This window comes from Spirosoma sp. SC4-14, assembly GCF_037201965.1.
GTDB lineage: Bacteria > Bacteroidota > Bacteroidia > Cytophagales > Spirosomataceae > Spirosoma.
Window position 1 is genome coordinate 1793219 of sequence record NZ_CP147518.1, and the last position, 20328, is coordinate 1813546.

18 protein-coding genes are annotated in these 20328 nt (G+C 46.4%); 14 read left to right on the forward strand and 4 right to left on the reverse strand.

Annotated features, from left to right (window positions below):
* The first annotated feature begins 120 nt into the window (after window positions 1-120).
* From WBJ53_RS07205 to WBJ53_RS07225, 5 genes are all read left to right on the forward strand, one after another.
* Window positions 121-1338 (forward strand): efflux RND transporter periplasmic adaptor subunit, encoded by a 1218-nt coding sequence (locus WBJ53_RS07205; RefSeq protein ID WP_338875394.1) that lies wholly within the window; start codon window positions 121-123, stop codon window positions 1336-1338.
* Between the two features lie 221 nt (window positions 1339-1559).
* Window positions 1560-1964: a hypothetical protein gene (locus WBJ53_RS07210; protein ID WP_338875395.1), complete on the forward strand. Its 405-nt coding sequence runs from the start codon at window positions 1560-1562 to the stop codon at window positions 1962-1964.
* Between the two features lie 164 nt (window positions 1965-2128).
* On the forward strand, window positions 2129-3268 hold the full coding sequence (locus WBJ53_RS07215) for an efflux RND transporter periplasmic adaptor subunit (RefSeq protein ID WP_338875396.1): 1140 nt from the start codon (window positions 2129-2131) through the stop codon (window positions 3266-3268).
* Between the two features lie 106 nt (window positions 3269-3374).
* The gene (locus tag WBJ53_RS07220) at window positions 3375-6569 is read left to right on the forward strand and encodes a multidrug efflux RND transporter permease subunit (RefSeq protein ID WP_338875397.1); all 3195 of its coding nucleotides are present in this window, start codon (window positions 3375-3377) and stop codon (window positions 6567-6569) included.
* Between the two features lie 94 nt (window positions 6570-6663).
* On the forward strand, window positions 6664-8001 hold the full coding sequence (locus tag WBJ53_RS07225; protein ID WP_338875398.1) for a TolC family protein: 1338 nt from the start codon (window positions 6664-6666) through the stop codon (window positions 7999-8001).
* 62 nt (window positions 8002-8063) lie between these two features.
* On the opposite strand, the gene WBJ53_RS07230 is transcribed toward WBJ53_RS07225, so the two are convergent.
* Entirely contained in the window at window positions 8064-9362 is a 1299-nt protein-coding gene (locus tag WBJ53_RS07230; RefSeq protein ID WP_338875399.1) for a Gfo/Idh/MocA family oxidoreductase, read from the reverse strand.
* 298 nt (window positions 9363-9660) lie between these two features.
* On the opposite strand from WBJ53_RS07230, the gene WBJ53_RS07235 reads away from it, so the two are divergent.
* The gene (locus WBJ53_RS07235) at window positions 9661-10920 is read left to right on the forward strand and encodes a hypothetical protein (RefSeq protein ID WP_338875400.1); all 1260 of its coding nucleotides are present in this window, start codon (window positions 9661-9663) and stop codon (window positions 10918-10920) included.
* A gap of 120 nt (window positions 10921-11040) precedes the next feature.
* Window positions 11041-12099, forward strand: a complete 1059-nt coding sequence (locus WBJ53_RS07240) for a DUF4249 domain-containing protein (protein ID WP_338875401.1) — start codon at window positions 11041-11043, stop codon at window positions 12097-12099.
* A gap of 30 nt (window positions 12100-12129) precedes the next feature.
* Here the strand turns inward: WBJ53_RS07240 and WBJ53_RS07245 are convergent, their stop codons facing one another.
* Window positions 12130-12468, reverse strand: a complete 339-nt coding sequence (locus WBJ53_RS07245) for a helix-turn-helix transcriptional regulator (RefSeq protein WP_338875402.1) — start codon at window positions 12466-12468, stop codon at window positions 12130-12132.
* 267 nt (window positions 12469-12735) lie between these two features.
* On the opposite strand from WBJ53_RS07245, the gene WBJ53_RS07250 reads away from it, so the two are divergent.
* The 3 genes from WBJ53_RS07250 (at window position 12736) to WBJ53_RS07260 (ending at window position 16219) form a co-directional block, all read left to right on the forward strand.
* Entirely contained in the window at window positions 12736-14373 is a 1638-nt protein-coding gene (locus WBJ53_RS07250) for a vitamin K epoxide reductase family protein (RefSeq protein ID WP_338875403.1), read from the forward strand.
* 18 nt (window positions 14374-14391) lie between these two features.
* Window positions 14392-14652 carry a hypothetical protein gene (locus WBJ53_RS07255; RefSeq protein WP_338875404.1) on the forward strand — a complete coding sequence of 87 codons (261 nt, stop codon included), beginning with the start codon at window positions 14392-14394 and terminating at the stop codon, window positions 14650-14652.
* 175 nt (window positions 14653-14827) lie between these two features.
* On the forward strand, window positions 14828-16219 hold the full coding sequence (locus tag WBJ53_RS07260) for a redoxin family protein (protein ID WP_338875405.1): 1392 nt from the start codon (window positions 14828-14830) through the stop codon (window positions 16217-16219).
* Between the two features lie 113 nt (window positions 16220-16332).
* On the opposite strand, the gene WBJ53_RS07265 is transcribed toward WBJ53_RS07260, so the two are convergent.
* Together WBJ53_RS07265 and WBJ53_RS07270 are read right to left on the reverse strand one after the other, a co-directional pair.
* Entirely contained in the window at window positions 16333-16581 is a 249-nt protein-coding gene (locus WBJ53_RS07265; protein WP_338871319.1) for a hypothetical protein, read from the reverse strand.
* Window positions 16535-17128, reverse strand: a complete 594-nt coding sequence (locus WBJ53_RS07270; protein ID WP_338871321.1) for an IS5 family transposase — start codon at window positions 17126-17128, stop codon at window positions 16535-16537. The genes WBJ53_RS07265 and WBJ53_RS07270 overlap by 47 nt, the downstream gene beginning before the upstream one ends.
* A 97-nt stretch (window positions 17129-17225) precedes the next feature.
* Here WBJ53_RS07270 and WBJ53_RS07275 point away from each other — a divergent pair, with 97 nt between their 5' ends.
* The 4 genes from WBJ53_RS07275 (at window position 17226) to WBJ53_RS07290 (ending at window position 20212) form a co-directional block, all read left to right on the forward strand.
* Window positions 17226-17414 carry a hypothetical protein gene (locus WBJ53_RS07275; protein WP_338875406.1) on the forward strand — a complete coding sequence of 63 codons (189 nt, stop codon included), beginning with the start codon at window positions 17226-17228 and terminating at the stop codon, window positions 17412-17414.
* Window positions 17415-17652: 238 nt separating this feature from the next.
* Entirely contained in the window at window positions 17653-18390 is a 738-nt protein-coding gene (locus WBJ53_RS07280) for a hypothetical protein (protein ID WP_338875407.1), read from the forward strand.
* A gap of 19 nt (window positions 18391-18409) precedes the next feature.
* Window positions 18410-19066 (forward strand): hypothetical protein, encoded by a 657-nt coding sequence (locus WBJ53_RS07285; protein WP_338875408.1) that lies wholly within the window; start codon window positions 18410-18412, stop codon window positions 19064-19066.
* A 591-nt stretch (window positions 19067-19657) separates the two neighbouring features.
* Entirely contained in the window at window positions 19658-20212 is a 555-nt protein-coding gene (locus WBJ53_RS07290) for a hypothetical protein (RefSeq protein ID WP_338875410.1), read from the forward strand.
* Window positions 20213-20328: the final 116 nt, after the last annotated feature.

Below are 20328 nucleotides of genomic sequence, written 5' to 3' on the forward strand. Positions count from 1 at the left end.
CGACAGGAGTGGTCATTAGTAATTGGCATTGGTTGTAAACAGGTTCTGCTGTTTGAGCCAAATCAGCTAATGACCAATGACGGCGAAGGCAAATGACCCATAATTTCAAACACTACTTTCATGAAACGATCTGTTTTTAATTTATATACGCTTCTGTTGTTCAGTACGATAGGTTTGTCTTTAACGGGCTGCGGCTCTGGTTCTGGCAGCGACGAAAAGTCGGTAAACGATGCCGAAGTAAACGTCGGCGATTCGGCGAAAAACACGGGTAATGGACCCATTACCATCGGCTTCACACAGGCTCAGTATGATGTGGCCGAAATTCAGGTTGGGCAACCCGAGCTGCGAACACTGAGCACGACGCTGAAAGTAAATGGTGTGCTCGATGTGCCACCCCAAAGCCAGGTGAGTGTTTCGATGCCTTTTGGGGGGTATGTACGAAGTATTAAGCTGGAGCCAGGGGTAAAAGTGAGTAAAGGCCAAACGCTGGCTATTCTGGAAAATCCCGAATTTGTTCAGATTCAGCAGGATTATCTGAATACCAAAGCCCAGCTCGAATTTGCCGAACTCGAATTTGCCCGCCAGCAGGAACTGAGCCGCGAGAATGTCAATGCCCTGAAAGTGGTGCAGAAAACCCGCGCCGATCGTCAGAGTCTGGAGGTTCAACTGGCTGGACTAGCGCAGCGACTGGCGCTTCTGCATATCAACCCAGCTACATTACGCGCCGATCGGTTAACCCGAACGGTGGTGGTACCCTCGCCCGTAACGGGTTACATTACCGATGTGCCCGTCAATAACGGTCGGTACGTTAACCCATCCGATGTGATCATTGAAGTGACGGATGTGAATGATCTGCACGTTCACCTGACGGTTTTCGAAAAAGATATCACCCGCATTCATCCGGGGCAGGCAGTTAAGTTTGGTCTGGGCGACAACGCGGCTATGCCACACCGGGCTACCATTTTTCTGAAAGGTAAATCCATTTCTTCTGATCGGACTATTCCGGTGCTGGCCCGACCACTGGGCTGGTCCGACGATTTTATTCCCGGCGCTTATGTGGCGGCTCAGATCGATGTGACAACCCAACCGCTGACGGTGTTGCCCGATGCGGCTGTAGTTAGCTTTGGCGGAAAGTCATATATCTATGTTCTGGATAGCAAAAGCGGGCAGCCGGTTACCTACCAGTTTCGGCAGATTGAAGTAAAAACTGGTATTTCGCAGAAAGGCTATACAGCCGTAACCATACCCCCCAGTGTCGATGTCAGCAAAACGCCTGTTGTTGTGAAGGGAGCCTATAGCCTGTTGTCGCAACTGAATAATAGTGGCGAAGAGGAGTAAATAGCCAGCCCCTAAATGCCTGCAATAGTGGGTTTACCTTAAAATGTCCGAATAAAAGGGCAATGATTGTCTGTTTTCCGCAATCATTGCCCTTTTAAATTGAAAGTAATCAATAAAAAGTAAAACGAAACGACCAATCTGTGTGTAGAACGTCAAAATAGAAGGTTGTTCTGCTTGTTGCTGGTTATATTTGTCAACCTACCAATCGGGACAATCGGTTTATGGGTAAGCTCAAACGTCGAATTTTACTGCACCGGCTCATTTGCCTGTTGATGGCGTTACACGTCCTCAACGTGAGTATCGACGCGCCCGATTTATATACTACCCCCCGTTTTCCCGGCGAACGGCACGAAGATTTATCGGTCAATGAAATCGAAAGTGTTTGCGAACTGTTGCTCGAAAGCTGCTTTGGTTTTGAAAATGCAATTCCCGAACACGAAGAGTCGGACGATGAATCGGAAGTGACCAATGTTGTGCAGGATTATTTCTTTCAGCAACTGTTCGTCTTTGTAACATTACCCCCCAGCTTTTCGTATCTGATTCGACCGGCGCTTCCGTTCAGGCCCGTGCCCGTGTCTACCCATATCCCCGAAATTACATCTCCGCCCCCCCAATCTGTGGTGTAGAGACGCAATCGTTTGCGTCTTATTACTCATTGCAATCCTTTGCTGGCGCTTAGGAGACGCAACGGATTGCGTCTCCTAAGCAGCTAATCATGTTATCTAATCACCGCAAGGAAGAGCAGTCTGCCTGTTCCTGGCGGGTGTGTATATCTGCCTTAAGGTAAATTATGAAAAATGTAAAAATGCTCACTGCACTTATGGTTGGTGTAGTGATGACTGGTTGCCACAAAACCGAAACAAAAACCGACCAGCCCGAAACATTGACGTTGCCCGTTGTGAAACTGGCCCGGCAATCGACTACTTTGAAAAAAGAGTATGTTGGCACACTCGAAGCCGTCCGGAATGTTGAGATTCGGGCCCGTGTATCGGGTTTTCTGGAAAAAATTTATGTCGATGAAGGCCAGCCTGTGCGGCAGGGACAACTGCTGTTCAAACTCAACGAAGCCGAATATCAGGCCGAACTCGATAAAGCCAAAGCAAATCTGAAAAGCGCAATAGCCAACGCTAAAACCGTCGAAGTAGAACTAGGACGAGTGAAGTTGCTGGTCGAAAAAAATATTGTGTCACCTTCTGAACTGGAGCTGGCAAAAGCGAAGCTTGAAGTGGCTCGTGCGGCTATCGACGAAGCCCGTTCGGCACAGGCCAATGCGACGTTGCGACTTGCGCAGGCTAGCATAAAAGCACCTTTCGATGGGGTTATCAACCGGATTCCTTTTAAAATGGGAAGTCTGATCGATGAAGGAACGCTATTGACTACCGTTTCGGATGCCCGCGAAGTGTATGCCTATTTCGATGTGTCGGAAAAGGAATACCTGGCCTACGTTAAAAAACGTCAGAAAAACCCTAACGACCAGGCCCGAACGGTAGAAATGCTGCTGGCTGATGATACAAAGTATCCGCATAAGGGCAAAATTGAGACCATGGAAAGCGTTTTTGAAGGCGGTTCGGGTACGATTGCTTTCCGGGCGCGCTTCCCGAATCCCGAAAAATTACTCCGGCATGGATCATCGGCCAAAGTCCGGTTGGCCAACGACGTAGGGAATGCGCTCTTAGTACCACAGAAAGCTGTTTTTGAAGTTCAGGACAAAAACTATGTCTATGTCGTCGACTCGGCAAACAGAGTAAAGACCCGCAGTTTTGTGCCGCAGGGGCGTGTCGATCATTATTACCTGGTTAAATCGGGGCTTGAACCGGGTGAACGGGTGGTTTACGAAGGTATTCAGAACGTCCGCGACGGCATGGAAATTATCCCCACCGCCATTTCGGCCGATAGCCTTACGTCAACGGGTACTCTTGCTCAACAATAAAACGTTTACGGTATTCGGTTTACGGTAGCTCCGCTTCAGTAAGATGTAGGCTAATGGGCAGCGCAACCGTAAACCGAATACCGTAAACCGAAAACTGCCTCCTCTCATGTTTGATATATTTATAAAGCGACCGCTGTTGTCGGCGGTTATCTCCGTACTGATTACGCTGCTTGGCATACTGGCTCTGACCGGCCTGCCCGTGACGCAGTTCCCGGATATTGTACCGCCGTCGGTAACGGTGACGGCTACGTATACGGGTGCCAATGCCGAAGTATGTACCAAAGCCGTGGCTACTCCACTGGAACGGGCCATTAACGGAGTGCCGGGTATGACCTATATGAACTCCGTTTCGAGTAATGATGGTACCACATTGATTCAGGTATTTTTTGAAGTCGGTACCGACCCCGATCTGGCGGCTATGAACGTGCAGAACCGGGTTACGTCGGTACTCGACGAACTGCCCGCCGAGGTGATTAAAGCGGGGGTAATCACCGAAAAAGAGGTGAATAGTATGCTGCTTTACCTGAATCTGGTGAGTACTGATCCCGATATGGACGAGAAGTTTATTTACAACTTCGCCGATATTAACATCCTGGCTGAGCTCAAACGGATCGACGGCGTAGGCTTTGCCGACATTATGGGCGCTCGCGAATATTCGATGCGGGTTTGGCTCAAGCCCGACCGGATGCGTGCCTACACCATCTCGGCCGAAGAAGTTGTAGACGCTATTAAGAAGCAGAATGTAGAAGCCGCTCCCGGTAAGGCGGGGGAGAGTGCCGACCGAAATCCGCAGGTGTTGCAATATGTGATGCGGTATACCGGCAAATTTAATCAGCCTCAGCAATACGAAAATCTGGTGCTGCGCGCCAATCCGGATGGCTCTATTCTCCGCCTGAAAGACATCGCCGATGTTGAGTTTGGCTCGGCCGATTACAGCGTTACCTCCAAAACCGACGGTCGGCCGTCGGCTTCGATCATGCTGAAACAGCGGCCCGGTTCCAACGCCCGCGATATTATCAACAATGTAAAAAAACGCATGGCCGAAATTAAGGCGTCTTCTTTTCCGCCGGGTATGACCTACAACTTTGCTTACGATGTGTCGCGCTTCCTCGACGCGTCGATTCATGAAGTTGTACGAACCCTGATGGAAGCCTTTGTGCTGGTGTTTCTGGTTGTTTTTCTGTTCCTGCAAGACTGGCGATCAACGCTGATCTGCGCGTTGGTAGTGCCGGTTGCGCTGGTGGGTGCCTTTGGGTTCATGAGCCTGATTGGGTTTTCGATTAACCTGCTCACGTTGTTTGCGCTGGTGCTGGCCATTGGTATTGTGGTCGATGATGGCATTGTGGTTGTTGAAGCCGTTCATGCCAAAATGGCCGAAGAGCATCTGCCTCCCGTTCAGGCTACGATGGCAGCCATGCGCGAAATAAGCAGTGCGCTGATTGCCATTACGCTGGTCATGTCGGCGGTGTTTGTGCCGGTTGCGTTTCTATCGGGGCCGGTCGGAATCTTCTACCGGCAGTTTTCGCTGACGCTGGCCGTATCGATTCTGATTTCGGGTGTCAATGCGCTGACGCTGACGCCTGCCCTGTGTGCATTGCTGTTGCGCCCTCACGATCATCACACTCGCAAAGGCATACTTGGCCGTTTTTTCGACAGCTTCAACCGGGCTTTTGATCGGCTGACGGGTCGTTACCAGCGCTTGCTGAAACGGGTTGCCCGTCGGACTACCGTTACTGTGGCGATGTTGTTGCTGTTTGTGGCCGGTATCTGGGGCGTTAATTCCATTCTGCCAACGGGTTTCATTCCGACCGAAGATCAGGGCATGATTTATGCCAACGTGACCACACCCGCCGGAGCTACCGTACAGCGAACGGAAGATGTGCTGGATAAAATTCAGCGGGTGGCGGCTGGCATCGAATCGGTCGAAAACGTATCGACACTGTCTGGCTTTAGCCTGATGACCGACGGTGCGGGGGCTTCGTATGGGATGGGGATGATCAACCTCAAAGACTGGAAAGATCGAACGCAGTCGGTCGATGATGTAATAGCCATTCTGGAAGAGAAAACGAAGAATATTCAGGACGCGAGCATTCAATATTTTTCGCCCCCAACGGTACCCGGCTTCGGTAATTCGAGTGGTTTTGAACTGCGAATGCTCGACCGAACCGGCACGGGCGATTTACAAAAAACAAAGAAAGTGGCCGATGATTTTATATCGGCACTGAAAAAACGACCCGAAATCGGTGATGCCTTCACCAGTTTCAACCCCGACTATCCGCAGTATATGCTGCATGTCGATCAGGAGAAGGCTGCTCAGAAAGGGGTTTCCATCGAAAATGCCATGAACACGCTGCAAACGCTGATGGGGAGTCTGTATGCCACCAACTTTATTCGCTTTGGACAGATGTACCGCGTGTTTGTACAGGCCGCTCCCGAATACCGGACCAAGCCCGAAGATGTGCTGAATCTGCACGTCAAAAATGATCAGGGCGAAATGGTGCCCTACTCAAATTTTGTTCGGCTGGAGCGAGTCTATGGTCCCGAACAGCTCATGCGCTACAATATGTACACGTCGGCGCTCATCAACGGCGAATCGGCACAGGGCTACAGCAGTGGCGATGCGTTGAAGGCCGTTCAGGAAGTAGCTAAACAGACCTTGCCACGAGGCTTTTCGTTCGAGTGGTCGGGTATGTCACGCGAGGAGGTGCTGTCGGGCGATCAGGCGGTGTATATCTTCGCGATCTGTCTGTTGTTTGTTTATCTGTTGCTGGTGGCGCAATACGAAAGCCTGTTCCTGCCGCTGCCGGTATTGCTGTCGCTGCCAGCCGGTATTTTTGGCTCGTTTCTGTGCTTGCAACTGGCTGGTTTACAAAATAATATCTACGCGCAGGTGGCGCTGGTCATGCTGATCGGATTGCTGGGTAAGAACGCTATTCTGATTGTTGAATTTGCCAGCCAGCGACAGCAGGAAGGACTGTCGATTGTGAAGGCTGCAATTGAAGGTGCCGTTACGCGGCTGCGTCCTATTCTGATGACGTCGCTGGCCTTCATTGCTGGCTTGATTCCGCTCTGTATTGCGTCGGGAGCCGGAGCCCTGGGTAACCGCTCAATCGGTACTGCCGCTGCGGGCGGTATGCTCATCGGAACCGTGTTCGGACTGGTGCTGGTGCCCGGACTGTACATTCTGTTTGCAAAGCTGGCCCAGCGCTTTACTGCTAAAAAATCATCCGGTAACGATCTGGATGCAGACCCACTATCTACTAAAACGAAAACCAACGGTGCAGTTCTTCAGGAGTCATAATCTTACATATAGTTTTTGTCTGGCGTGCCTATTGGCAATCGGTATGAGCGGTTGCCGGATTGTTCATACCCCGTCGAAGGTCCCGCCAGTGCCCATGCCTGCCTCTTATACCGGAAGTACCGATTCGGCCAGTATTGCAGAGTTGAGCAGAGAGAAACTGTTTGCCGATCCATATCTGGTGGCGTTGATCGATACGGCGCTGGCCCGTAATCTCGATTTGAAAATGGCGGTGCAACGGGTTGAAATGGCGCGTGCCAGTTTTCAGGCCAGTCAGGGGGCATTAGTACCCACCGTCAATGCGGTTGGGTCGGCTGGCTTTGATCGATACGGGTATTACACGATGAATGGTGTTGGGAATTACGATACCAATCTGTCGGATAATATTAAAGGCCAGAGTCTCATTCCGAATCCAACCCCCGACTTCTTTCTGGGTCTGCGCAGTTCGTGGGAACTCGACATCTGGGGGAAGCTACGCAACCGCCGACGGGCGTCCTATACACGTTTGCTGGCTTCGCAGGAAGGGCGTAATCTGGTTATAACGGCACTAACGGCCGAGGTGGCCCGGTTGTATTACACGCTGCTGGCGCTGGATGGTGAACTGAGTATCATTCGGGAAAACATTGCGTTGCAACAACAGGCCGTTGAACTGGTAAATGTGCAGAAGGCAGCCGGACGGGTCACCGAACTGGCCGTTCAGCAATTTACGGCTCAACTCCTCAATACAAGAGGACTGGAAGGCAAGACGCGTCAACAAATTGTTCAGGCTGAAAATCAGTTAAACGCCTTGCTGGGCCGGTATCCGCAGCCTATCGCTCGCGGGCAATCAATTGAAGAGCTACAACTTCCGGCAACTGTGGCGGCAGGTATTCCAACGCAACTGATTCGTCGTCGTCCCGATGTGCGTCAGGCCGAGCGCGAACTCGAAGCGGCCAATGTCGATGTCGCCGTTGCGCAGGCCGAGTTTTTACCGTCGTTAACCTTAACGCCCTATGTGGGCCTGAATACCTTTCGACTCGCCACTCTTTTTGATCCGGTTTCGATAGCCGTTGGTGCGCTGGGCGGGCTAACCGTTCCCATCTTTAACCGGAGAGTACTGAAAGGCAATTATGCCGTTACGGTTGCCCGTAGCCGGGAGGCTTATTACGGCTACCAGAAAACAATCCTGACCGGTGTTAGTGAAGTGACCAGCAGTTTGAAGGGGCTGGAAAATTATCGTGGTGTAGCCGATGTGCAGGCGCAGGAGGTCGCTATGCTGCGGAGAGCCACCGCCACCTCAAAAGATTTGTTTGCTAACGGATACGCTACCTATCTGGAAGTGATTACGGCCCAGCGAAACGTACTCGATGCCGAACTGGCGCAGATCGAAACCAAACGACTCCAGTTCCTATCGCTCGTTGAGCTATACCGGGCGCTGGGTGGCGGTTGGGAATAGGTGGTTAAGTAGACCTAAAAGGTTTTGAAAACCTTTTAGGTATGGGCGGCAAGAGCCACAATCTATACCAGATTCCATTCTTTGCGATAATGTCGCGATAGCATGGTGTTGGCGGTATGATTGTGTTTGAATTTCTCTTTGTGGGCGTTCCACTCCAGCGGTTGGCCAAGCCGGTAGGAGATCAGGCCAAGGTGCATAGGCATCGTCATTTGTCGGGCATAAGCCAGATTGGATTCGGGTTGCCTGCGCGATTTCACGCAGTCGATGAAGTTCTGCTGATGCCCCGGCGACCGTTCGAGCGTAATCGGAATTTCGGGTATATCGGTCATCGTTACACCATTGATCGTGATTTCGCGGGAGCTGTAGTCGCAGAGTAGTGTTCCTTTATCGCCTTCGAAATAAGCGCCAATACCCCGTTTTTCGGCACCGGGCACGTTGGGCGGTGTGCTGGTCCAGTGCAGATTCAGTCCGTCGAACTCATAGTCGATGTCGATCCATTTGGGCGCGTCGCCGATACCTTCCGGTGCTTCGCCTTTGGCCGAAATACGTTTCAGACCCGTTGGATTGATCGACCACCAGACCACATCGGCAATGTGACACCAGAAGTCCTGAAAAACGCCACCCGAATAATCCAGAAAATAGCGGTAGGTGAAGTGGCAGCGTTCGGGCGTATAGAGCGAAACGGGAGCCGGACCCTGCCACATATCCCAGTTTAGGGTCGAAGGTGGGTTCTGGTATTTGGCTGGTCCCAGCACGGGCGGGAAACCGGTTTTCCAGAGCCGAACCGTATGCACTTTTCCGATAGCACCACTCTGTATGATTTCAACCACCCGGTGGTAGTTGTCGCCTGCATGAATTTGGGTGCCGAGCTGAAAAATGCGGTCGTAGCGGTTCAGCGCTTTGAGCATTTGCTGGCCTTCGCGGACGTTGTAGGAGAGAGGTTTTTCGCCATATACATCTTTGCCGGCCTGAAATGCCATAATCGCGACCTGCGCGTGCCAGTGGTCGGGCGTGGCGCAGGTGATGGCGTCAATATCATTACGGTCGAGGAGGTGCCGGAAATCGGCGTAGGTTTTCGCCGTCGTTTCTGGCCGACCAGTTTCACGGTTTATCGTTTTCAGCGTATCCAGTGCTTTGGCCAGATGTGTTTCATCAACATCGCATAACCCTACCACATCCACTTCGGGCAGGTTGGCAAACCATTTCAGATGGTTGGTTCCCATGCCGTTGATTCCGATGTGCGCTACCCGAACGCGGTCGCTGGGGGCAACTTTCCGTTTCATACTGGGGAAAAAGGCCAGACTAAGTGCTGCTGCACTGCTCTGTTTCAGAAATTCCCGTCGGGTGGGCTGGAGTGTCATGGTTGCAAGGAGTTAAAGGCCAGTTCTTTACTTTATACCAAGAAATGCAACAGGCCGAAATTCTACTGTATTTGGAGCGGTTTGAGGTTTAATAAATGTAAGCACGGACGGGCATGTGTATCTTGTGGAATAAAATAAAATATGAATAATATTGTATGGAATTTACTGGAATTGGCTACATAGTTAACTCAACCGTAGCCTTGTGGCGTATGGTAGCATCGGAGAACGATTCATGCGTAGACTTTTGTTTTTTCTTATTGCAGGTATTCTGGTAGGCCATTGGAGCTGCCAAACGACTGTGGAACCTGCTTCGATTATCAATACCCAAACCATACTGCCCGATCAGGCAGCATTAGTATCGGTACAGTCGACGGGAAGCAATACGGCCGAAGTGATCGTAAAACTCACCACAACCATCAAGCGAACCCAGTGGCAGCTAACCATACTGAACAGCGCCGGAAACGGCACAAATGCTACGCTTAGCGAGGGGAGTATCGAACAGCTTGATTTATTTAACCTTACTACCTTTAACCTAAGTAACCTTTCGGCGGGGCAATCGTATCGCCTTCGACTTGGTTTTCTCTATAATCAGAAAGATACCATTACAGTTGAGCGAATCTATACGCACGCAACCTACAATCCCTGGAAACGCCTGGCGCATCTTGTTTTTAACGATGGCCTATATACGGGCTCTGTTATTGACCGTAGCGACGACCTGTCGGGGCAACTAGTACGACTAACCCGTTACGTCGACGATGACCAATGGCAGAGTAACGTATATAGCTATCGAACCAACCAATGGTTTACTACGGATGCGCCTAGCCTGCCACCACGCCGGGGAATGGTTGAGTACAATGTCTTCTTTCAGGGCAAAGATCTGGCCTACTTCTACGGGCTAGGCTATCTGGTCAATGACGAAATTCCGGGCAAGTATGCCTACCAGCGCGATATGTACGCCATTTTGAACGGTTTTTTCACCGACGTTATCCCTTTTTATGGGGGGCAACCGGGCGAACTTGCCTATTTTATTACCACCGAATGGGCCTATTTCCTGACCAACAACGGCTCACCGGCCATGCGTCGGATCTATGCCGATTTAGATCAGGAAGATCGTGCGCCGTTGCCCGAAGCACCGGGCGTGCTGGCCACCTTTAGCATTGGCGAAATGGGCTATGTGGTCAATCAGGTGCCGGGGCAGCAGCCACATTTGTTTGCTTATGATTCGGGGGCAGATGTATGGATTCGCAAAGCTGATTTTCCGGGTAAGGCGCGTTCGCGGGGAATTGGTTTCTCGGTACAAAACAAAGGGTACTATGGGCTGGGAACCGATGCAAACCAACAGGGGCTTCGTGACTTGTGGCAATACGACCCGGCTACCGACCAGTGGCAATACCACACCGATTATCCGGGGCAGGGCAATACCTATGTAGTTGTGTTTAGCCCATCCAACAGGCAAACGCGCACCTACATCGGCTTCGGGTACGAAAACCAGACCCGAACCGATTCGCCAGCCAAACGTATAATAGGCTGCACCGACTTTTGGGAATTCGCACCGTAGGCAAAGAGTGAAAGAGCGAAAGAGTGAAAGAGTGAAAGAGTGCGTGTGGGAGTCGTTTTTTTTGTGATTAATGTATTGATTTTTAGTGGTTTGTGTAGTTTTTTTTATTTAGCAAACGTGTTGACTGGAAATTTCTCCCGACTAAAGACTGGCTGGTTTAGCTGGCTGTTGGCGAGTCTGTTTTTGTGGCTATCGGCCTGTGTCGATGAAGTGTATCTGCCTATCCGTCAGACAGCGTCTCGTCTGGTTGTTGATGGGTACATTACTGATGAGGCACCGCCGTATCCAATCAAGCTGACCCTGTCGGGGGCTTATTCGTCGGGTGGGATATTTCCCGAAGACCTCGTTATCAATGGCGCTATCGCAACCATTTCCGACGACCGTGGCCAAACCGTCCGGCTGGAACAGGACCCGTTGCAACCCGCTTATTACTGGGCGCGAGATCCGTCCTTTCGCGGCCAGATAAACCGCAGTTATACCCTGCGCGTTGTGCTCCCCGACGGCGCAACCTACGTTTCGAGTCCTGAGCTGTTGAAGCCCGTAGCGCCCATCGAGCAGGTGTATGCCGAATACAAACGACAGGCTACCGTGACGAAACAACCCGACTATTATCAGGTGATGATCGACACAAAAGACCCGGATACGCCCGAGGATTATTACCGTTGGTCGGCCTACGGCTACGTTTGGCGCTGGACGGGCACTGACCCTCAGCATAGTAGTTGCAACACCTGTTCGTGTCTGGTGCCTTACTATGGACCTTTAACTAACGTATTGTCCGATGGGCTCGTTAATGGCAATCGGATTACCGGACGAACCGTGTTCAATTCGCCGGTTTATGCCGTTGGTAAGCAGTATATCGAGGTAAGGCAATATTCCATCAGCCGGGCGGCCTATCAGTACTGGAAACTTTTTGACGAACAGCGCACCCGCACCGGGTCGTTGTTCGATCCACAACCGGCGTCTATCGAAGGCAATGTGTATCAGAAAGCCGATACAACGGAGCGGGCATTAGGTTTTTTCGGGGCGTCGGCCGTGAGTATGCAGCGGCTGGTGATTCGGGCCGATACGATCAATTACAACCAGTTTCTGAATCGCTACAAGAATACGTTCACTCCCCCCGGCGAATGCCAGAACAATTTTACATCGGCCCAGTTCGGATTAGCTCCAGCGGGGTGGTAACTGGTTTAAGGAGAGGTTTCAATGGTACTGCTAGCGTCTACCACTACCATATTCCCGCCATGTGGCTTCCAGATAGTGTGTATACCGTTTCAGAAAAGTTAGCTCAGTTTGTTGCTGTTCAATGATTGCTGCCTGTTCAGTCAATAAAGTATTGGCGGATTCTGTTTCTGTTGTGGTTTGATCGTTTCGAAGGGCATCGGTAGTCGTTTCCAGGGCGTCGGCCAGTTGACATAAAAACTGTTCGCAACGCCGGTCACTGCTTTCGAGCCGATGGTAGGTAGGCTGACTCATGTGGAGTTTTTCGGCCATATATTCCTGTGAGAGACCTTTTGCCTTTCGAAACTGCTTTACGTTATAGGATAGGGACATGGTGTAGGTAAGTATATTTTATGGTGTATTTGAGATATAAATAACGTAGTTAATTGTATTTTATGTACTATTTATTTCGCTATGTTAAAACGTTTTTTTTTTTAATAGATTGATATTCAGTAGTTTAAATTTTGTGTAGACTAATTATTTAACTACTTTTTTAGTAAGCGGTATACTCTTGAATAAAATATGAATAAAAATTGAATAAATATGAATAATATCGTAAGGTGTTAACATATTACTTTGAGCCATTCAACCGCCCGGACTATGGCTCTCCTGAACGCGCTAACCGACGATAATGCTACTGCAGCACTTCGGCTGTTGCTGAAACAGGCAGGAGCCAGGGTAACACAGGCAACGGTTCGGGAGGCACTGGCAGCGCATCCCGATTTTCCGAGTCTGCTCAGTATGAGCGATGTGTTGACCGACTGGCAGATCGATAACACGGCCTTGCAACTCAATACGGTCGAGCAATTGCGTGAGCTTCCATTTCCGCTGATCGCCCATCTTCATAAACAAGGTGGCTGGTATGTGTTGGTAACCGCTCTGCAAGGCAACACCATTAGGTATACCGACCCGACGGACGGGCGCATAGTGGAACCGGTTGCTGATTTTGAGCAAAAATGGTCGGGTGTCGTGCTGGTGGCGGAGGCAGATGAATCGGCTGGTGAGGTGGATTATGCCCCGAAGCGCCAACAGGAAGTTCTCAACAATCTGCGAGGGCCTTTTGTGCTAGTTGGAATACTGCTGGTGCTACTGGCCGCTATGCTGAATGTTGCCCATATATTGGCCGCTGCGGACTGGCTCCTGCTAGCTACCAAAACGGTTGGACTTGTGCTCAGTGGCTTGCTGGTTACTAAGCAATTGGGTAGTAAAAACGCCCTTGCCGACCGCCTGTGCCGGATCGGTACTAAAACCAATTGTGATAGTGTACTGAACTCACCAGCCGCCAAATTCTGGGGCTGGTTAAGCTGGGCTGACATTGGACTGCTTTATTTTGCGGGTGGGTTTTGCGCTGTTTTAGCGCTGAATATGGCCCCGTCTGTTCGCTTGCTTTTATACGGGCTGGCGTTGCTGGCTTTGCCCTACACGGTATTCTCGGTTTATTATCAGGCGCGTGTGCTGAGGCAATGGTGCCTGTTATGCCTGGGTGTGCAGACTGTTTTGTTGGCAGAAGGCACTATGGCCATACTGCACGCTGGCATACTGCCCGTTGAGGTAAAGGCGTATTGTATACTCGGCGTTGCTTTTCTGGTTCCTGCGCTTGCGTGGGTGCTGCTAAAGCCGCTGTTAGCCAATCATCCTCAAAGCCGTCGTGAACACGACGAACTACTACGGTTGAAGCGCAACCCCGATTTGTTTCAGGCATTGCTAACGCAACAGCCGACAATGCCACCTGTTTCCGACTATTTGCATCCCATTCTGCTTGGAAACCCCGATGCTGGCCATACCATCACGATGGTAACAAATCCCTATTGCGGACCCTGCGCCCGAACACATAAAGAACTGGAAGCACTGCTTAACCGCAACGATGATGTTAACGCCAGGATCATGTTTACCTGCGATGGCGCAGAGGGACCGGCAACGCAGGTAGCCATACAGGTAATGGCATTGGGCCAACACGGAAAAGCGGCCTTAGCATTAAGAGACTGGTATGAGTCGGCAGAAAAAAATGTGGATACCTGGATCAAAAAATATCCGGTGAATGCTGATGGTACCGATTGGCATTCGATGGCTGAGCGGCATACGAATTGGTGCCGACTGGCTAACATTCAGATAACGCCTACCCTATTTATTGATGGCTACCGATTGCCTGAACTGTATCGGTTAAGTGATCTACGGTGGTTGGTGAATTATTTACCTGCAATGAATTTAAGGTTGGATTTAGCTAAATCAAGTGTTTAACTTTAATTAGTTTTAATTATGAAAAAAGTACTGGCTAATTTCTCAGAAGGAATACTTTCTAGAGATCAAATGAAAAAAGTACAAGGTGGTACACCTTCTTTGACAGGAGGAGGTGATACTGGAGGCACAGGGGGAAGTACTCTTAGAAAATATACTTGTTCATGTACACAGGGAGCAGGTACATGGTATTACCCTAAAGGTCAACCAAGTTTAATCCAGGTTTCTAACGATATTGCAAAATATTGTAATGGTGCTGGAGGTTCTTGTGCTTATCAGTAATAAAATATAAATAGTTTGAGATAGCTTTTTGGTTGTCTCAAACTATTTATAAAAGAACAAGGAGCCTTAGTTGTAAGATATTGTAGGTTTGTGAGAATTTCTGAATAATTATTTGTAATATTTAATTAAGATTTGTTTGACTATGCGACTTTTTTTTTATTTGATCCTCTTAAATATGCTGCTATTTAAGACAGCATTTGCTCGCGTTTTAATAAAAGGAAATGTCAAGAATAGCAATAATAGTGAATTGTACTGCTATAAGCCCTTTAAAAACTTCGGCAATAATGAATTCTATTCTATAATAAAAATAGATAGCTTGGGGCAATTTATGGTTGATTTTGAAGTGGATAATCCCTCATTTGTTAAAATGGTACTTAGCCAGCAGGCAATATTTTTATTAGTAGAACCAAATGACACGCTTCGTATTTCCATCAACGATAAAAATGATGTAGCTCACAATTGGTTGGAGATAGAAGGCGTAAATTCCAAAGGTAATGAATACTTTAACGAAATTTACAATAAAATTCCAATAGAAAAGTTCTATAATATTAGGAATTTGTTTGAAATGCATAGTACGGATAGGCCTGACTCTTTAATGGAATATGTTAAAAAAGATATGCAATTTCAGGTGAATTGGCTTGATTCTTTATATGAAAATAATTTGATTACAAAAGTATATGCCGATTATATGAAAGTAGGTATACACAGTGTGCTTGCTTCGGAAGTAGGTAAAATGTGCGACTATTTTTTTCGAGAAGGTAATAAAAGTAGTAAAATAAAATCTGATTTATTTAGATTGGTAGATCCTTTAAATCCTAAATTGTATTCTTGTACTATAGGACATCCATATTATGATACTTATTTTGAAGAGCTATACAAAACTCAAAAAGCTAAAATAGATACATCTGAAATAATTATTGATGAAGTTTCTTATATATCATTAGCACCTGAAAAGTTAAAAGATTACTTATGGGGGAGGGCATTGGCTATATATATGGATTTAGGTCCTGAGATGTATGACTATTGTGAACTGTTTAATAAATACAAAAAATATTATAATCATGATGAATTAGTTTTTTTTATTGAGAAAGATAATCCGTGCATTAAAAAAGAATTAAGTAATAGATTTAAGATAATAAAAGACGAGGGGGTAAGCTTGGATAAGTTAATAAAAGAGAACTTTAACAAGCAAAGACTATACATTGACTTATGGGCGACTTGGTGTTTACCATGTAAAAAAGAATTTAAGTATTATAATGACGATTTCTATAGATTTATGAGTTCTTACAATGTTAAGCTTTTGTATATTAGTATTGATGATAAATCTAAAGAAGATGAATGGATTAAGCAGGTAAAAAGCTTATCTTTAATTGGTAGCCATGTTCGTGCAGATGCACTCCTGAAAAGCTCTATAAAAAAGATGATCTATAAAAATTTAACAGTTTCTATTCCAAGATATATTTTAATAGATGAGAATGGGAAAATAATTGTAGATAATGCAAAAAGGCCATCTGATACTGCTCTGAAAAGAGAAATTCATCGATTATTTTCAAGTAATAATAAATGAAAATTTGCAATAAATTATATTTATATTTTTTTACTATGTAAAACTCAATCAAATGAATTGCGAGTAATTCAAAACTTCGCCTTCTTTACCTATCTTTAGAGTGCGTTGGGGAATTACATTTGGTAAAACGTCTCGATTCGTTGTAACATGATCTGACTATTGGCCAGATAGAGCCAACTGACCGAAGAAGATACTGTATGCTCATAATCCTTAGCGATCCGCCGGAAATAATTCGTCCAGGCAATGCTGCGCTCCACCACCCAGCGTTTGGCTACCGGCACAAAACCACGCGCTGATTCAGGCCGGGAGGCTTTTTCAAACCGGGACGCCGGAGCGTTCGATACTCCACTTAGCCAGCTCACGCCCAAACACTCCATTGTACGCTTGGTCGCCAAAAATCTTTTCCAGCCGGTCGCCTGCACGCCAAAGTATCGATTCAATAAGTTGTTTAGCGAGTGGGCCATCGGCTTGATTGGCCGCATCTACATCCGCCACCCAGAGTCGGCCTTGAGTATCAACGACGAAAGTTCGTTTGCGCCCATTAACGCGTTTGTGTGGGTCGGTACCGCGGTAGCTGTCAATCATTGGTGATAGCTTAACCGATTGTGAATCAATACATAACGCCGAGGGGTAGGCTTCTCGATTGGCGTTGACTCGATCCAGTTGGTTTAAGGCCGCATTCATTTGCTCGAAGGTGCCCTTAGCCTTCCACTGCTCAAAGTAATAGTAAACAGCTTGCCAATGGGGCCAGTCAGGGGGCAGATTTCGCCACTGACATCCTGTACGGAGCAGCCATAAAATCGCATCTACCATTTGTCGAAGATCATGTTTACGCTTGCGCTGAAGATCAAAAAAAGGCGATATTGTTGCCCACTGGTAGTCGGTCAGTGGTTGCCACTGAGAAGTCATACATTTGTTTCTTGGTCGATACAAAGTTGACTCGACTACCAGCCTTTCTCAATTCCCCAACAACTTCTTAAAGTAGACCCTATTTTTCTCCATCCTAATGACTAAAGCGGAGTACCTAGCCCTGGCCGAATCCCGTTTCGATGCCTTAACCCAACTGCAAAAGCAGACCGATTTTTACCAATATGAAAAAGAATTTGACCAAATCTGGACCGACTTAGGCCGGGCTGTTTTGGAGCAAACCATCGGGCCAGTGCCCAAGGACAACCGAAAAAAACATTGTCCGTAGTCGATATGGAAAACTCCAAATAGCTACCAGCCATACCTTTAGCTTACCCACTCAGGGTGCCCGAACCAGCCCTTACTTACAAGATAAACTCGCCTTGCTGGGCTGCCTGACGGTCTATAAGCAAGTGCCTGAGTTGGTCGAAAAGCTGTTGGGTATTGCAGTTAATCAAGCCCAAGTGTATCGGATCTGCCAGACTTTAGCCCACGCTTTGCCAGAGAGCCAACTTCATGCCCCTTTCGTGGCGTTGAAACACCAGCAGAACCAACCTGAATCAGTGATCTATGGTATGGTTGACGGAAGTATGCTGTTTACTGATTTGGGCTGGCAGGAAACCAAACTAGGCCGTGTTTTTGTGGCTCAGGCTCAGAAAAAGACGGGTATGTGTGCTCCGATCGACTCTTCGGAGTATGTTGCTCATCGAGGGCATTATGGCGGATTTACCCCTGCCTTTGAACAACTGCTGCCGCCCTTGAGTCGGGCTCGAAAAGTGTTCGTAACCGACGGGGCGGAGTGGATAGGTAACTGGTTATCGGCTACTTATCCTGATGCAACTCATATTCTGGACTATTATCATGTAGTTGAAAAACTAGCTCTGGCCGCTAAAGGCTTGCCTTGGGCCCAAAACTGGCTCACTATTCAACAGGGCTATTTATTGAATAATCAGAGCCAGGAAGTAGAAAAAAGTGTAGCCAAACTGGTTCATTTGTCGGTTGATGAACGGAACCGGGTGGTGGGTTACTTGCTCACTAACCGGCATCGGATGCGGTATGGAGACTACCGAAAGCAAGGCCTTTTGATTGGTAGCGGCCCTATTGAAGCGGCTCACCGGACGGTGCTACAGGTACGCATGAAACGGTCGGGGCAACGATGGGTGAACGTGGGCTGTGACAATATGCTGCGGCTACGTGTAGCCTATAAAAGTAGCAAGTTTGATCAGGTCACCGACCTCCTAAAAACTGCTCAAACGAAGTTTTGAATTACACCCTTTTAAAACAATGAAAGTTTTTTTGTTTCTGTTGTTTTTTTCTATTGATGCATTAGCTAATAATTTTTATTCTATATCAGGTAGACTTGATGATAGAAGTATAAGGTTTTTGTATTTATATAAATTTGAGAATTTGTTTAGTCGAAAACTGGTTTATAGAATACCTGTTATTGATGGTAATTTTTATTATGCAGCTAGTTTAGAAGAGACGGATGCATATCAGCTACAAAATCCCGCTAATAAATATACTATTATATTTGTATGGGATAATAATATAATTTTTGATATTAACGCAGAAAGTTTTACAGATTCGGTAGTTAAGAATTCTTCATTAACTAAAGAGTTGAGATCATTCGATAGTACTAGAATAGCTCAATTTATTGAACCTGTAAGGCGATTAGATACATTGCTTACTTTAATAGATTCAAGAAACTATTATTATATTCAATTAAAAAATAAGCGCGATAGTACTTTTAATGCATGTCAAAAAGGTTATGCCTTGTATGGAGTTAATTATATTAAGAACCATCCAGATTCTTTTATTAGTCTGCTACAAATAACATACTGTGCTACTGTTTTTGTGTCAGATGAAGATCGGAAATTAATACAGTCTTTATCAGAAAGGTTAAGAAAGCATAGCAGGGCTAGGAAAGTATTGGGAGGATGATGTACTTAGCATATTATAGGCGTTTTCTATATATACTGTGTTTTGTAATAATAATACTATCTTTTTATTATACTCAACTTGGCTAAATGGATTATGGTCTTACCTGTTTGTGTATGATAGTGAGGTATTACAGATGCTTGTATATGGCGTAGTTATTGGTATATAGTTAGAAATTTTTGAAATATATCTTAATGCAATTTGCCGACAATCTGCTTTCAAAAGAACAGATGAAAGTAATTAAGGGAGGAGATAGTTACGGTGGGATATACGACGGAAACAGAGGCCCTGGATGTCCACCAGCAGGTACCAGAGTATTTTTTCTGACAGTAATTATTGTGGTACTTTTCAGTATGGTTTCAATGCTGAAGGGGCATCAGATTGTAATCGAACAATACTTTCTGCTTATCCACAACCTTGTGGATGGGCTTAATGAGTATTTGAAATTGAGAAAATAAATATAGCCTCTAATCCTAGTGTTTTAAAATCAGAAAAAGGTCATTATAGTCATGATATTCTAGTATTGTAAATACAATATCATGACTATTGATCCACGTAGATTTTATAAAAAAAACTTTTATAATATATTTCAGAATGATACTAAATCTTGAAAAGATGTTATATGAACGCTTTGTCTTCCTTATTTTATTTATTCTTCAAGCTACGCTTATAATGGCTCAGGGTTCTTTATTATCTAAGCCTAAAGAAATGGTTCTAAAGTTAGATACGGATTTTCGATATACATTAAAAGATAGGACAGATTTCTATGTAATAGATGGGATATTGCTTTCAGATAATGAAAGTATACCATCGACTTTAATTATTGATCGTACCTGGAAAGTAAAAGATTCTACTCTATTAAAAGATTTAAAAATTGATTATTATACTAAATCTTATACTTTTTATTTCTCATCTGTTACACCTTTTCATAAATATGTATATAATCTAACAGATATGCCTGTTAGATTAAAGGATCTTAATGTACCTATCAGAATAGGAGGGCATTTAATAAAGCCAAACGAATATGAAACGTTTAGCCAAATTGATAATGCCACAATAGTAAGGACTAAATACATACCCAATAACCAATTGAAAAATCATCAAAATTTGATATATGGTTTAATAGATGTTTATCTAAAAAGGAAATAGTTATTGTATTCTTGTAGGTAACTTAAGGTAGGGTAAATATATCATTAACTTACAGCATTTTTTATATATAAATAATTGTGTAGATGAGAAATTTATTTTTTTTGTTATTTTCTGCA

What these genes read in the sequence shown, in the direction of transcription:
- WBJ53_RS07260 (WP_338875405.1), top strand. Translation starts at nt 14,828, where the DNA reads ATGCTGCTATTTAAGACAGCATTTGCTCGCGTTTTAATAAAAGGAAAT.
- WBJ53_RS07215 (WP_338875396.1), top strand. Translation starts at nt 2,129, where the DNA reads ATGAAAAATGTAAAAATGCTCACTGCACTTATGGTTGGTGTAGTGATG.
- WBJ53_RS07210 (WP_338875395.1), top strand. Translation starts at nt 1,560, where the DNA reads ATGGGTAAGCTCAAACGTCGAATTTTACTGCACCGGCTCATTTGCCTG.
- WBJ53_RS07220 (WP_338875397.1), top strand. Translation starts at nt 3,375, where the DNA reads ATGTTTGATATATTTATAAAGCGACCGCTGTTGTCGGCGGTTATCTCC.
- WBJ53_RS07290 (WP_338875410.1), top strand. Translation starts at nt 19,658, where the DNA reads ATGATACTAAATCTTGAAAAGATGTTATATGAACGCTTTGTCTTCCTT.
- WBJ53_RS07270 (WP_338871321.1), bottom strand. Translation starts at nt 17,128, where the DNA reads ATGACTTCTCAGTGGCAACCACTGACCGACTACCAGTGGGCAACAATA.
- WBJ53_RS07205 (WP_338875394.1), top strand. Translation starts at nt 121, where the DNA reads ATGAAACGATCTGTTTTTAATTTATATACGCTTCTGTTGTTCAGTACG.
- WBJ53_RS07275 (WP_338875406.1), top strand. Translation starts at nt 17,226, where the DNA reads ATGACTAAAGCGGAGTACCTAGCCCTGGCCGAATCCCGTTTCGATGCC.
- WBJ53_RS07250 (WP_338875403.1), top strand. Translation starts at nt 12,736, where the DNA reads ATGGCTCTCCTGAACGCGCTAACCGACGATAATGCTACTGCAGCACTT.
- WBJ53_RS07285 (WP_338875408.1), top strand. Translation starts at nt 18,410, where the DNA reads ATGAAAGTTTTTTTGTTTCTGTTGTTTTTTTCTATTGATGCATTAGCT.
- WBJ53_RS07225 (WP_338875398.1), top strand. Translation starts at nt 6,664, where the DNA reads ATGCCTGCCTCTTATACCGGAAGTACCGATTCGGCCAGTATTGCAGAG.
- WBJ53_RS07255 (WP_338875404.1), top strand. Translation starts at nt 14,392, where the DNA reads ATGAAAAAAGTACTGGCTAATTTCTCAGAAGGAATACTTTCTAGAGAT.
- WBJ53_RS07245 (WP_338875402.1), bottom strand. Translation starts at nt 12,468, where the DNA reads ATGTCCCTATCCTATAACGTAAAGCAGTTTCGAAAGGCAAAAGGTCTC.
- WBJ53_RS07230 (WP_338875399.1), bottom strand. Translation starts at nt 9,362, where the DNA reads ATGACACTCCAGCCCACCCGACGGGAATTTCTGAAACAGAGCAGTGCA.